Source organism: Nostoc sp. (genome assembly GCF_036919595.1).
Lineage (GTDB): Bacteria > Cyanobacteriota > Cyanobacteriia > Cyanobacteriales > Nostocaceae > Nostoc.
The window spans coordinates 1-13,770 of record NZ_JBALCO010000194.1 but is presented as its reverse complement, the minus strand read 5'-3'; the positions used below and the strand labels follow the sequence as shown (position 1 = coordinate 13,770).

Below are 13,770 nucleotides of genomic sequence, written 5' to 3'. Positions count from 1 at the left end.
TCGTCTTTTATTTGAGCGTTTGAGAGATATTGCTGTTTACGCTGCTTGATTAAATCAAAAATGGATAAAGTCGAGCTTAGAGGATGTCTGAAAAGTTTTTGGACGGTATATTTTGTCATTCTGAGCGTAACGAAGTGGAGCGAAGAATCCCAATTTTCCGTTATGGTTGGAGATGCAACACTTGGCTGTTGCTCCGTTGGGCATGACATTTTTGACTTCTCAGACATCCTCTAAAATGCAAAAACCCAATGCTGATGAGATTTCATTTTGATGATTTGAAAAGGTATTTATGAGCAATGCAAAGATAACAAAGAGCGTTCCCCAATTGGGAACGCTATATTCTGGTAAATTCTCTTAAGATAATATGAATTTAAATTGAAAATTGCTAGTTCTTAAAATTAGGCATGGAGATTTGCTTGTTCCTGCAACCAAGGATCTACAGGTTGTCCATCTTTGCGGCGTAATTCAATTTCCACTACCATCACTTCTTTTGAACCAGGAGGCGCAGGTTTTTTATGGAAAATAATGTCATAATCTTCTGGATTGTGTTTGCGTTCTTTCAACCATTCCTGTACCTTGGTTGTGGCAAAAAATGATTGCCCTTGCTCAAACATTCGGGTAATCTGCAATTGCAGTGTATAAGGATTTATGCGACTCATTTTCTCCCACCTTTGTTAAGTTAATTTTAGGACAAGTAATCTGCTTACCCTAGATAATCTAATGTTAGTGCGAAGTACCCACACCTGACACTTCGCGTACAGGTGGGGCTTCTAACTTAACCGACTCTGCCATCCAATACGCTTGAGTTAGAGCCACATAAAATATATTGCGTAGATTGGGGAGCCACAGTGCCCAAGCGGGTTTCCCAACTTGTACCCCTACGGGGATCTTGCTAGCAAGAGCGTCTCTTGTCTTGAGAAGGGCTGTAGGGAGATGCAAGTGGCGTTTGAGGAACGAAACCCAACCTAAATGGGCATTTGTTGGGTTTCACTACCCTGCCTTAAGCCGCCTCCTTTGTCTACGTTCAACCCAACCCACAATTATCCTTAACTGAACTGTATTGCTCTGCCATCTGTAGGAACAAAGTCTAACCTAGTTTGGTAAGTAGGTAGGCATTGACTACACTCCATCAGTGAAATTTCGCGTACAGTGACAGATGAGAGGGCGGATTAGTTAAGGATGGTTTAGCATTTCCCACTGTCTTTACAACATTTCACTACTTAATTCTGTTATAGATTGGAGAGAGGCACGCCGCTTCAAAAACTGACCAACAGACTGAGATGGTTGTTATGAAGAGCAAAAATCAAGCTGTTTTCGTTTTAATTCTAAAAAGTACTATTGTCTTTTTACCCTTACTGTTATCCATTGGAATTGCCAGTGGGCAATCTGCACCATCACCCTCCCCAGCACTAACTCTTACTCCGGTATTATCAAATCAGGAACGGGAAGAATTAGTACGACTACGAGCAGAAAAGCGAATTCAACAGCAAGTGCAATCTGATTTTAAGAGCGCTTTTAGCCGTACAACTATCTTACTCGATATCTGGCTAGTTATATTAAGTCTATTTCCAGTCGCAATCATTGTTTTATTTTGGCTCCTGCGACGGGTGGTAATCCGGGAAATTGTTGATAGAGCAATGCAACAACTACAAGGAATGGAAAAGTTACAAAATCAGTTAATCACCGTTAAGCAAGATGCTGAAAATATTATTCAAGAAGCTAAAAAAATAAATTATGAATCAGAACAGGAAACAGTTAGTTTACAACAAAAAACTAAAACCGAACAAGAAAATTTATCGACCCAAACATCTGAACTAGATTTAGCTAAAGCCCAGGTATTAAATAGATTAGAAACGGAACTCAAAAAATCTCAAGAAAATATAGTAAATTTAGAGTCAAATTTTGCTTATAGGCTATCTAAATTAGAGTTTGATGCTCAACACCAGAGAGATATAGCATTGGAAAATCTAGGAAAATTAGCATCTGTAATGACAGAGGAACTGTCTAATTTAAAGTTAGGGGTGCAACAAAAACTAGCCATTGCTGATTTAGAAATATCTAGGTCTGAGTTCACATCTCGACTTTCTGGATGGCAGTCTGATGCTCAAAAGCAAAAAGATATAACTTTTGAAAGTTTAACAAAATTGCAGTCAGAATTTGCTTCTCAATTATCCGAATTACAAGTAGATGCTCAAACCAAAAAAGATATTATATTTGATAATTTAGGGAAATTAAATAATCAATTTAAATCTCACTTATCTGAATTACAGACCGATGCTCATGAGCAAAAAAATAAAATTATTGAGAGTTTAGCAATATTACAATCAGAGTCTGCTGCTCAACTATCCGAATTACAAGTAGATGCTCAAAAGCGGAAAGAGTTAATCATTGAGAATTTAGAAAAATCTGGCTCGAAATTTACTTCGCAATTCTCAGAATTACAATCGAATGCTCAACAACAAAAGATTTTCATTTTGGAGAAGATAGAAAGATTAGAAACTGAGTTTGCCTCTCAACTTTCTGAGTTACAATTGGATGCCCAACAAAGAAAGGATCTAATTCTTCAAGAACTGGTTGAGATGACATCTGCATCCATCCCAGAGGCAGTGAATTCTAAAGTTGAAGTTGAGATGACATCTGCATCCATTCCAGAGGTAGTGAATTCTGAAGTTGAGGAAGAAATACAGGAACAGCCACAAGAAGCAGAATTCACTGCTGATGAATATGTAAAACAGGGAGATGCGCTGTTTTCTGAAAGGCGCTATGAAGACGCGATCGCAGCTTACAACCAAGCGGTTAAAATCCAACCTGATGAACCTGTGCCTTGGTTAAAACGAGGTCTAACTCTCGGAAGATTAAAACGTTACCAAGATGCGATCGCATCTTATGACCAAGCTATTAAACTCCAACCAGATTATCATCAAGCTTGGTGCGATCGCGGCGTTGCTTTTGGTAACTTACAACAGCATCAGCAAGCCTTTGCCTCATTTGACAAAGCTACACAAATCAAACCTGACGATGCAGTTGCTTGGTTAAATCGCGGTCTTTCCTTAGTAGCATTGGAACAATACGAAGAGGCAATGGTATCCTTTAATAAAGCGCTGGAATTCCAACCCAATTCTCCCAAAATCTGGGATAAACATGGTTATACTTTGGTGAGATTGGGACGCGATGATGAAGCGATCGCTAGTTTTAACAAAGCCTTAGAAATTAAGTCAGATTATGCCAGTGCCTATTACAACAAAGCAGCCTGTTACGCACTGCAAAGACAAGTTGAACGCTCTCTGCTAACTCTACAACAAGCAATTGAACTTAATCCCAGGTATAAAGAAGACGCAGCAATTGACCTAGATTTTGATGATATTGCCGATGATCAGCGCTTTATGCAGTTGGTTGCAGAGTAAAAACCTAAAAAGATTAATTACTCCTCCGATTCCCTACTCCCCACTCCCCACAATTGGCGGATTATGTTCGCCAGACATAGCTTTGAGTTTGGATGTGAAAGACTCAGAGCGATCGCTTTTTTCTGGGGTAAATTGCCCAATTGGAGCATGAATAGCAGCAGGTGGTAGGAGTTTTGCCCGTTTATGATGCAATGGTGATGGAGAAGACGGTGGACTTTCTTGTGAAGTTTGCCGAGGGCTGACAGTAGATGATAGCTGAAGCGCTGCCGAAGAGGCAAATTTCCCAGAAAGGGGAGACTTTAGGACGGTTTTACTGTCTCTATCTTCCTGCTTCCCCTCTTCTTCACTCAAAGATGCCTTTTGTTCGTAACTTTTCAGTTGTAAAGTTGCAGTATTGCTGTGTTGATAACCGTTGCGAATCTTAGCAGGTGGTAATTGAGGACTCGTGACTTTCTCTACAGTAGGGTTTTTCTTGGCTGGTGGTAGGGCTGGAACAGGCGATGAGGTTAACCTTTGGGGAAATTTGCTACAAATCATCCGTTCAAATTCCATGTTGAAATGGTATGTAGCCTGATCCCGGCGCTGCCAAAATACTAAAATTTGCTGCACGGAAACCGCTTTATAACGACCTTGATATAGTGCCTCAATCACTGCCAGGTGTAGCCAATTAAGGGGATATTGCGTTTGCCAACGCTCAACTAGCTCATTGGCACTATACCCACTGAGATCGAAACTATAGTTAATTAATAAAGCGATCGCCAAGTTGGCAGAGGTGTCTGGAAGTGTTGTTAACATGGGGCTATTAGCTTTAGGCAATAGGTCTAAGATTTGTCACCCATCGCATATTAGCCTAACGTGCTTTTAACTACATGATTTTTTTTCACGAGTTACTAAGCCGATAGGCAGTGTTTCCTATTCTACTTGTCAACTTCTGGAATGCAACCCTACATAGACAGATTTAATTGCTGGTGTTCGCCCAATGGCAACTAATGCCTGATAAACCATTGCTGCAACTTCGGCGCGTGTTGCCGAACGTGAAGGTGCAAGTACTTTCGGATCTGGATAGTTGACAACTATTCCCCATTGTGTAGCAGTGGCAACGGCTGTCCGGGCATAGTCGGGAATGGTATGATGATCGCTGTAAACTTCTAAAGCATGGCTATCAGCAGAAGGTAGTCCCAGTCCGTTTACTAGGGAGACAATCACCTGTAGCCGCTGGACATTTTGATCAGGGCGGAAAGTGCGATCGCTAAATCCGCCAACAAAGCCACCGCTAGCCGCGATTTGGATTGCGTTATAAGCCCAAAAATCCTTGGGTACGTCCATAAAATCAGGTGCTGGGATTTTAGGAAATGGGTTAAAAACGATCGCTACCAAAGCCGCGTACTGGGCGCGAGTCATCGGTTTATCTGTCTGGTAGCTACCATCAGCGAAACTATGAGTTAAATCCATGCTCACTAATGTCTGGATAAATGGTTCTGCCCAATGTTCATCTAGTTGAACAGGCGCAGGGAGTTTTTTAGATGGGGATTCAGTCGGTACGTCAGAAAAACTGGTGCTAACTGCTATTCGTTCGGCTGGAAGCAATTCGACTAAGCCCAAGACTTGAGCAGGATTCAATTGATTACCTACCGAAACTAGCTTTTGTGTAGTGGCATTGTATAAATCGAATTCACTATGATCACGAAAAATATTATCAGCAGGATCTTCGGTATTACCTAAGTCAGGAATTGCATTGCCATTGACTAATAGACCACCTTGGGTATTTTTAACGATGAGATTTTGACGTAGCACAGGGCGGGCGTTGCGAGAAAGTGCGATCGCTGTGCGATTTTCTGATAATTTGTTATTTGCGATCGCCGGAGCGGCAAAGTCACTAATTGCTATGCCTAAAGGGTTTCTTTGAAATACATTCCGCAGTACTTCTCCCTGGCTATGACCTGCCATCACTAACCCACTAGCAGTATTTTGCACAAATATGTTATCTAAAATTGTGGGTTTGGCAGTACCAGTGGTAAACACACCTTCTCGCCCACAGTCGCTTAAAGTATTGTTAGCTAAAGTAGGTGCAGCCGATTCAATCCAGATACCAGTACCTTTGGGTGAGGGATTGGTGACAGTTACACCTAAAAGACTGGCTTTATCTAGCAAGAGAAACGTGATATTTTGGATACCAAAGCTGGGACTTTGATACTCGCCACTCCCAGAAATTACAATCTCTGCACCTTTGTTAGCTTCGTTACCTACTACTGTCGCCCCTCCAGGGATGACTAGTGGGAACACCTCACCACTAGCAGCGCTGTAAGTCCCCGACTCCAGATGAATTATCGTGGAGATTTTGGTTACTTTTAAGGCCCGGGTGAGGCTTTTAAATGGACTCAACCGTGAACCAGTATTGGTATCATTTCCTGTCATAGGGTTCACATAGAGTGTGACAACGAGGGTAAAGTTCTCCATTGATAGTTGAGAGTCGGTTGTTTTAATTATGACAATCGTAAATAACACTACTTGTAGCAAACTTTTTCAAAGTAGTATCCTTGTGTGGAGAAAATATATCCACGTTACTTGTTCTTGCAAGCGGATAATGTGTACACACAAGTTACAGACTCTCATGCAACATTCCGAGTTATGATCTGGAAGTTTCGAGTTATGATCTCGGCGTTCCGAGTTATGATCTGGAAGTTCCGAGTTATGATCTCGGCGTTCCGAGTTATGATCTCGGCGTTCGGTGTTCCAAGCTTGAAGTTCTGAGTTCTGATCTCGGTGTTCTGAGTTCCAAGCTCAAAGTTCCGAGTTCCAAGCTCAAAGTTCCGAGTTCTGATCTCGGCGTTCCGAGTTCCAAGCTCAAAGTTCCGAGTTCTGAAAGCGCTCGCATCCAAATATATTTTTCAGGGTGCTGTCTTAGCTACACAGCGATTCTCTTGCCAATGCCAAAAGTAATCACCAAAAACCGGAAACTAGGCTGTCATCAGTAAATGGTATGGTGATATTATCCCGGGCAGTTGCTGTTAATGTTGACTGATTTAACTAATTCGCCTGATATCCCACCGCTATAATCGGTACTGCCATTTAGCGGCGGGAGATGTCACACATTTTCATCCAGGATGGTTCCTTCTATATTGGCTCCCTCCAAATTTGCACCGCTCAAATTTGTCTGGTTCAAATCTGCTTGGGTGAGATTTGCCTGGGACAAGTCGGCTACACCTAAGTCTGCACCACTCAAATCAGCTCCATCTAGATTCGCCGCTATCAAGCTTGCTTCCTGCAAATCCGCGTCACTCAAGTTAGTTTCAATCAGTTTAGCAACCGTCAAATCAGCCTGACTCAAATTAGCTCCTTCCATTGCTGCTCCATCCAAGATAGCTCCATCTAAGATGGCTCCGCTTAAGTTGCTACCAGTGAGGTTAGCATTGCTCAAATCTGCTCCATTTAAGTCTGCCTCAATCAAACTGGCTTGGGCTAAATTAGCGTGACTCAGATTAGCTCCATCTAAAATTGCTCTATCTAAAATTATGTCACTGAGATCGGCTTCCCTTAAGTTTGCCTCGCTCAAGTTGACACCAGTAAAGTCTCTGACACCTGCTTTATAGTTTTTCAGGAGTTGATCTGCTTTCATATCTGTCGCTGTGCTAAGGAACTTTTAATTGAGGCTATCCAGGTTACCCAAACAGGCAGTAAATCCCTAGTACGCGCCACGGGGATTGGTGTGGTGAATCAAACCAGAGTCAATATTGCAATCACTTTTATCTAAACTAGCTATTCTCAACTACTAGTGCTACTACCTAAAGTTATGAGTTACTTTCATCCTTGAGACGGATGTTGAGGAATTTAAAAATTTAAGCATCAGTGCAAAGCGATCGCTATACTCAATTACGGTGTTCATCTGGCAGAGGTTATGGCAAAACCAATTCGTATTCTTTTGCAGACTACGATTCCTACGACTGAAGATGACTGGAGCATTTTTCGTTTCTCAATGTTACAAGATTATTTAGCATCGATTCAAGACGAAGCAGGAAACTCCTTATTTGAAGTTACAGGACGCGATTACGAATCAGATACAGTAGGTGGTGATCCAGTTTTAAGTAGTCTCGAAAAATCAGATTTTGATGAACTTTGGCTATTTGGCTTAGAGGTGGATAACGGTTTAACCGAAAAAGACATTGCCGGAATTAATGCTTTTCGGCAACGCGGCGGCGGTATTCTAGCAACACGCGATCATCAGGATATGGGCTGTTCGATGTGTGGTTTGGTTGACATTGGTGATGTTCACTATTTCAACACAAAAAATCCCGATCCCGACGAATCTCGCAGGAGCCGAGATGACTCATACACAACTTATATTTCCTGGCCTAACTATCATTCGGGAGCTAACGGCGATTATCAAAAAATTACCATTGTTGAACCTATTCACGAACTTTTAAAAAATCCCAATTCACCTACGGGAAGGATCAATTTTTTTCCAACGCATCCCCACGAAGGTTGAATTGGCGTAACTTTGGGCAATGCAAACGCGCGGGTAATTGCTCTGGGTAAAAGTTTAGTTACAAGTCGTAACTTCAATTTGGTTGTAGCGATCGAGCATCATCAAGATGAACAGGGAAATAGATTAGGACGAGCAGTAGCTAACTCCAGTTTCCATCATTTAGTAGATTACAACTGGGATATTAACCAAGGCTGTCCCACTTTTGTAGATGAGCCACCAGGAGATGGCATTAAAAAAGAGCCACGCGCCTTAGAAGATATCAAAACCTATGTGCGTAACGTCGCTTTCTGGCTAGCAAATTGATTTGAATTGAGGCATTCCCCCGTGAGACTAGTATAGTACCGCAAGAATCCAGCCACCATCTCAATTAACAAGACTTGGGACTAGACTTGGACCAAAGTCCCCTTGTTAAAGCTAGGTAAACTGACGCTGCACTGTACTAGAAACCTGAGTTAACCCGCAGTACCGGGTATAGGGGCGGGTAGTTCAGGTTTCCCCACCAACCACTACATCTCGAATTCGGAGACTAGGGCCACCACAACCCACTGACAAGCCGTTTTGCCCTCCCTTACCACAACCGCCGGATTCATCCCAGTAAAAATCATTACCAATTGCCTCAATATCCGCTAAAGTTTGGAATACATTTCCCGAAAGCGTTACATCCCGCACAGGTTCAGCAATTTTACCGTTCCTAATCATCCACGCTTCCCCAGCACTAAAGGTGAACATTTCACCATTCGTCATTCCACCCAACCAATTACGGGCATATACTCCTTCTTTGATATCGCTGAATAAGTCTTTGACTGGTGTTTTACCCCGTTCAATCCAGGTATTTGTCATCCGCACAATGGGCGTAAAGTGATAGTTGAGACAGCGGGCGTTACCCGTAGGCGCTTCCTCCAATTTGCCAGCGGTTTCACGAGAATGTAAACGTCCAACTAAAACTCCATCTTTAATTAGTTGAGTAGTAGTAGCAGGCGTGCCTTCATCGTCGTAAAAATAGCTACCGCGATGTCCCTCCGAAGCAGCACCATCAAAAATTTGGAGTTCTTCTGGCCCAAACCGCCGTCCAATCGTCATGACTTCTAACAAATCAGGGTTTTCGTAAGCCATATCAGCCTCAGAAAGATGTCCGAAGGCTTCGTGGACAAACAAGCCGGTAAGAATTGGGTCAATAACGACGGTGTAGGTATTGCCTTTCGCCGATGGCAGAAATAAAGCTGCGATCGCTCTTTGGGCGGCACTTTTGACCTGTTCATCCAAATCAGTTAAATCTTCGTAAGCTTTGCGAGAACCAATAGTTTCCCGTCCAGTTTGTACGGTTTCGCCATTTCTGGCGGTGGCGGCAAAGCGCATTTCCATATCCACCCAAGATTGCTCGATTAAAGTGCCTTCCGAAGTAGCAATGATCACTTTTTGGGCACTGTCTCCATAGCGCACCGAGGTAGTGGTAATCCGGTGATCAACGCCTTTGAGCAATTCAGCATAGCGATCGCACAATTGTTTTTTCTTAAAGAGTGGGATTTTTCGGGGATCGGTGCCTTTTAGGGGTAGAATGCATACTGCTTGCACCGGGTCAATGGGTGCAAGTAAAGTTTCTTCATCACCAACCATCCGCGCAGCAGCGATCGCTTCTTCTATCCGATCCTGAATTGTTGCTAGCTCGTTAAAGCAGCTCAACCCCCATCCACCTTTATAACAAGCGCGAATATGTCCACCAATTGAGATCCCTTCACTGAGGGTTTCTACCTTGTCGCCACGCAACAAGATATCAGTCCCTTCTGCTTCTTCAAGGCGAATCATCAGATAATCTACACGCTTTGAGTAGCGAGGGATGAGGTCAGAAAGCACATTTCGTGCGTCAGCAAGTGTAGTCGGCATTTCCAGGTAGTAACAATGACGAACTGCATTTATTTTGCAATTATTTGGGGAATTTCTGCTACTCCATGTCGGAGTTGCCCATGAATTTATGACTTAGAAGATGTTTGAGAAGTGTTTGGCTGTGATTTTAGGTACTTATTAATCTTCCCTAACCCACGCCAGTCGCTTCACTTGGGGAGACCCCTCTGAGCGACTGGCTCCCCTTAAAAAGCAGGGCTATTTCACTCTCTAAAAGGCTGTGATTTACAAGCGTATGAGTCAAGAAAATTAGGTGATTAAATTTGCTAGTAATTAGAGAACTTTTAAAACATCCTTTGAGAAGGCATCGGGCGATTGCTGACTCTTAATACTTCCTTTTTTACGGTGGGTAAGAACTGAATGATGTGCTAAGGTAATTAGGTGAGAATAAAATTCGGTTACAGTGTTTGTTTTTAGTATTGACAGGCTTTTCCCTTTTGGTCTTAACAAGCTTGTCTCCGAAATCTAAATCTCTACACACCTATGATTTTGGAGATAATGCATGTCAATTTATGTAGGTAATCTATCCTACGAGGTCACACAAGAAGACCTCACTTCTGTTTTTGCCGAACATGGTTCTGTAAAACGGGTTCAGTTACCTACTGACCGTGAAACTGGACGCCCTCGCGGCTTTGCTTTCGTAGAGATGGGTACAGAAGCTGAAGAAACAGCTGCCATTGAAGCTCTTGATGGTGCTGAGTGGATGGGACGCGACCTCAAAGTGAATAAGGCTAAACCCAAGGAAGATAGAGGTGGTTCCTTTGGTGGTGACCGTCGCGGCAGCGGCGGCGGTGGAGGATACTCTCGAGGACGCTACTAAGCTTTAAGATAAAAAATTCAGTTTTAACGTTTTAAGGGCAGAATCATTATCTGCCCTTTTTGCGCTCCGGTCTACTGGATGGCTTAAAATTGCCCAGTACCAATTAAGTAGGAGATGAAAATGACCCAAGTATTTGTGGGCGAAAATGAAGGAATTGAGTCAGCCTTACGTCGATTTAAGAGGGAAGTTTCTAAAGCAGGTATTTTTCCAGACATGAGAAAGCATCGTCACTTTGAAACACCTTTGGAAAAACACAAGCGCAAAGAAGTCGCAAGGCACAAGCAACGTAAAAGGAATTTCCATCGCAATTGAGAACAAGCGATACATACAGTAAGCTACGCTAACGCACTCTCTGATTAGATTCTTAGCTCTCGAAGAGGCAATCGCTGTACTCCTGTAAATATAGAGGGTAGGTTTTGGCAAAGCTATTACTATTACTGATTATGGGATAGGCAATGTAAATAACGGTGTGTCCCCCACCTGACAAAAAACCTGTTATCGTTACTTTCAGGGTGGCGCTCACTACGCTGACTTTACTACATTTGGCTGAAGAATTTATTTTTGGGATTCCCTTAGTGGTTAACAAGACTTTTGAAGGGTCTGTCTATTCGTGAGAGGTTAAGACAAAATCAATTTTGTCAATAGTAATTAGGCGATAAATTAACTACTTGATAAGGGATCAAATTAAGCTTTGTACTGATTTTATCGGGTAAGGGTAAATGATGCTCTTAAATATGATGCGTAGGCGTAGCCCGCCAACTCTTGGAGACGCTCCGCGAACGGCATAGCCAGCTTTAAAATTGTGTTTTCTACCCGGATTTCAACATAATTCTAAGCACTATTGCTTATTGACAAATTGTTCATGATCTTAACCTATCACTGATGGGGTCTTTGAAACCTTGTTTCAAGTCCTCACAGAAAATCTCTACTGCCAGATTAATACTTTAGGTTACCCAAAGGCTGCCTTGTTTACCTTCTGTATCGCTTTAGTTGCCTATAACATACTGTCTGCGATTAGGGCAGCTTTAAGAAGTGTTCATGCAACCGAGAAGATAGAAGCCGAAGTTTTCAGCTATTATTTAGCTGATGAAATCAAGGCTACTTAGAGGTCATTTATAAAGTAAAAATAAAATTACTGTAGGGGAGCCACTGCGTTGCACGGGTTCCCCAGCTTGCACTCCTACGGGGAAGCAAGCTACGCGCAGCGTCATCCCTTAGGAGAAGCAACTGGCGTTGTGTTAGGAACATATTTCGATATCCTTTATCACAAAAAATATATCAAAGCGTCTAACGCACCGCTATACAAAATGGTGCGTTGGGCTAAAGCCTAACGCACCATGACTTTTGATTTACTTTATAAATGGTCTCTTACAGGGGGATGATGATTGCGATTCCCCCTTAACAGTGGCGTGTTTTTCAGAACATTACCTTCACCGAATTATCGCAAACCCTCAAACATCTGGCAGGTCTTGTCAAGCTCAGAGCTTTTCCTCGTCATCCGCCAGGCCCAAAAAAACCTCAGCTAAAGAGGACTTACCTCAAGAATCGACCTCATATCTCAACTTATAAGATTTTAAACCAGGAAAAACAGGAAAATAACACACCTTGAAAGGGCTAGTCCTAGATGAGAACAGAAGGAGTTTGGGATTCGCTTATAGGTGAACTATTAGCTCAAAACCATCCATATTGGACATGGCTAAATGAGCAGAATCACATTTGGATTGTGTTCAGTTGCTACCTATAACGCGTGTTTGCAAGAAAATAACTGATAACTATGAAACACTATATTTCACTTACAAATTTAGATGTGCTTGTCATGGTTTCATTTTTTGTTTAGTATGATTTCCTAAGTTTGGGGGACTTTTTCCTCTTGAGTAGAAAGAGAACGGATTAACTCCCGAATCACATCGGTTGCTGGTCTGCCCGTCATTGAACAGTATTGTTCAAGCTTCTGTGCCTCGCTTGATGTGAGATTGATTGTAAGTCGTTTAGCAGCCCATTTTTTATTCATATAGTAGATAGACAAGCTATATTTTTAAACTACTTCTCTAATATCAATCTTTTAAGCTGCTACTACAATGGTATAATTAATGACATTTTATTTAAGTAATCATGAAGCAGGATATTATGTTTTTCTAAGCAATAGTGAAGAGGTAGGGTATATTTTCAAGAATGAAGTTTAGCTACTTTTAGAGCAGTAATTATAAATATAATGTAAAAGTAATATTAAAGTAAGTAAACACAAAATAAGTATTCTCACTTACTGTTGTCGGATTTTAAAGAATTAAGATGATTTAATGAGGCAAGTCACAAAGTCATGTACCAATAATGTATCAGCAGCATATTTAGTAACATAAAATGACATTCCCGACCTTTCTGCAATATCTAGCAGAGTATGGTGACCATTAGATAAATTCAAAACCCACAACATTGCTATTTAATTTAGCACGCTATGTTTGTGCTCACCATCAGCCCGATATATTCCTCTTTTATCTAACTATGGCTCACATTTGGGATTTAAGTTGTAGTAGATTTCATTATTGTTGAGGATATATAATATCGAACTACATTACCAGAATGACTCGGCAAAATATTGGGATTGAACAAAATTTAAATTATCTCCTGAAGTGTGATATTCAGGAAAACTACCATGAGGGGATCACATCAAGCAATCTACAGCTAGATTAAATCTAGATGAACAGTATTGTCGATCATTAATGTTGCGATCGCATCTTCCCGTATTAATCAGTTGAATAACTTAGCTACTGCTTTAGAGGATGTTTTAAAAGTGGCGAAAGGTATAATTTTGCAGTTCTGCACTAGGTTAAGTGCAAGGCAAAATCAAGGTTGCGCCATGTACTTAGATGCTTTGCTGTACTAACTATGAGAGCAAAAGACCCTTTTAAAACATCCTCTTAGGACTACCATCTATTTTTACAGCTTCTTCCAATGCTTGCCAAGCTCTGGACAGATTCCCAGCCTATAGCTTTCGATTGGTTGTGGCAACAAGAATAATGTTAATCAATCTTCTTTTTAAATAACTTTTTGTGTTGTTTTAACAGTACCTTCCAGCAATAACAAAAGCCTGCCCGAATGATTTATCGGGAGGCTTTGGTTAGATTATTAAACCTGGCATCGAGCTATTTTTGCGTAGGGCTACCCCT

The 13,770-nt window shown here is 41.7% G+C and carries 13 protein-coding genes and 2 pseudogenes; 7 read left to right on the top strand and 8 right to left on the bottom strand.

The features are described from left to right. Positions 1 to 398: 398 nt before the first annotated feature. A complete protein-coding gene (locus V7K21_RS29815) occupies positions 399 to 659 on the bottom strand; it encodes a hypothetical protein (protein WP_273764067.1) in 261 nt (86 codons plus the stop codon). A gap of 630 nt (positions 660 to 1,289) precedes the next feature. Here V7K21_RS29815 and V7K21_RS29810 point away from each other — a divergent pair. After that, positions 1,290 to 3,404: a tetratricopeptide repeat protein gene (locus V7K21_RS29810; RefSeq protein ID WP_335179607.1), complete on the top strand. Its 2,115-nt coding sequence runs from the start codon at positions 1,290 to 1,292 to the stop codon at positions 3,402 to 3,404. A gap of 33 nt (positions 3,405 to 3,437) precedes the next feature. Here the strand turns inward: V7K21_RS29810 and V7K21_RS29805 are convergent, their stop codons facing one another. The 3 genes from V7K21_RS29805 to V7K21_RS29795 form a co-directional block, all read right to left on the bottom strand. Then, positions 3,438 to 4,199 carry a hypothetical protein gene (locus V7K21_RS29805; protein WP_335179605.1) on the bottom strand — a complete coding sequence of 254 codons (762 nt, stop codon included), beginning with the start codon at positions 4,197 to 4,199 and terminating at the stop codon, positions 3,438 to 3,440. 129 nt (positions 4,200 to 4,328) lie between these two features. Then, entirely contained in the window at positions 4,329 to 5,819 is a 1,491-nt protein-coding gene (locus tag V7K21_RS29800) for a DUF1565 domain-containing protein (RefSeq protein WP_442948945.1), read from the bottom strand. Between the two features lie 670 nt (positions 5,820 to 6,489). Then, positions 6,490 to 7,020, bottom strand: coding sequence for a pentapeptide repeat-containing protein (locus V7K21_RS29795; RefSeq protein ID WP_335179602.1), 531 nt, complete (start codon positions 7,018 to 7,020; stop codon positions 6,490 to 6,492). A 279-nt stretch (positions 7,021 to 7,299) separates the two neighbouring features. On the opposite strand from V7K21_RS29795, the pseudogene V7K21_RS29790 reads away from it, so the two are divergent. After that, a pseudogene (locus V7K21_RS29790) lies at positions 7,300 to 8,190 on the top strand (hypothetical protein). A gap of 183 nt (positions 8,191 to 8,373) precedes the next feature. On the opposite strand, the gene V7K21_RS29785 reads toward V7K21_RS29790, so the two are convergent. Then, positions 8,374 to 9,768 carry a TldD/PmbA family protein gene (locus tag V7K21_RS29785; RefSeq protein WP_335179598.1) on the bottom strand — a complete coding sequence of 465 codons (1,395 nt, stop codon included), beginning with the start codon at positions 9,766 to 9,768 and terminating at the stop codon, positions 8,374 to 8,376. A 520-nt stretch (positions 9,769 to 10,288) separates the two neighbouring features. Here V7K21_RS29785 and V7K21_RS29780 point away from each other — a divergent pair. The 4 genes from V7K21_RS29780 (at position 10,289) to V7K21_RS29765 (ending at position 11,937) form a co-directional block, all read left to right on the top strand. Further along, entirely contained in the window at positions 10,289 to 10,606 is a 318-nt protein-coding gene (locus V7K21_RS29780; protein ID WP_273764054.1) for an RNA recognition motif domain-containing protein, read from the top strand. 120 nt (positions 10,607 to 10,726) lie between these two features. Further along, positions 10,727 to 10,918 (top strand): 30S ribosomal protein S21, encoded by a 192-nt coding sequence (gene rpsU / locus V7K21_RS29775; protein ID WP_323199850.1) that lies wholly within the window; start codon positions 10,727 to 10,729, stop codon positions 10,916 to 10,918. 587 nt (positions 10,919 to 11,505) lie between these two features. Continuing rightward, positions 11,506 to 11,712: a hypothetical protein gene (locus V7K21_RS29770; protein ID WP_335179596.1), complete on the top strand. Its 207-nt coding sequence runs from the start codon at positions 11,506 to 11,508 to the stop codon at positions 11,710 to 11,712. Between the two features lie 48 nt (positions 11,713 to 11,760). Continuing rightward, positions 11,761 to 11,937 (top strand): hypothetical protein, encoded by a 177-nt coding sequence (locus V7K21_RS29765; RefSeq protein WP_335179594.1) that lies wholly within the window; start codon positions 11,761 to 11,763, stop codon positions 11,935 to 11,937. A 515-nt stretch (positions 11,938 to 12,452) separates the two neighbouring features. Here V7K21_RS29765 and V7K21_RS29760 read toward each other — a convergent pair. The 3 genes and pseudogenes from V7K21_RS29760 to V7K21_RS30940 form a co-directional block, all read right to left on the bottom strand. After that, positions 12,453 to 12,617, bottom strand: coding sequence for a CopG family transcriptional regulator (locus V7K21_RS29760; RefSeq protein ID WP_273764049.1), 165 nt, complete (start codon positions 12,615 to 12,617; stop codon positions 12,453 to 12,455). Positions 12,618 to 12,890: 273 nt separating this feature from the next. Further along, complete coding sequence (locus tag V7K21_RS30945) at positions 12,891 to 13,037, bottom strand: winged helix-turn-helix domain-containing protein (protein ID WP_442948944.1); 147 nt, start codon at positions 13,035 to 13,037, stop codon at positions 12,891 to 12,893. Between the two features lie 138 nt (positions 13,038 to 13,175). After that, positions 13,176 to 13,250 (bottom strand): annotated as a pseudogene (locus V7K21_RS30940) (hypothetical protein); the annotation flags it as partial. Between the two features lie 60 nt (positions 13,251 to 13,310). Here V7K21_RS30940 and V7K21_RS29755 point away from each other — a divergent pair. Then, positions 13,311 to 13,487 (top strand): hypothetical protein, encoded by a 177-nt coding sequence (locus V7K21_RS29755; RefSeq protein WP_335179592.1) that lies wholly within the window; start codon positions 13,311 to 13,313, stop codon positions 13,485 to 13,487. Positions 13,488 to 13,770: the final 283 nt, after the last annotated feature.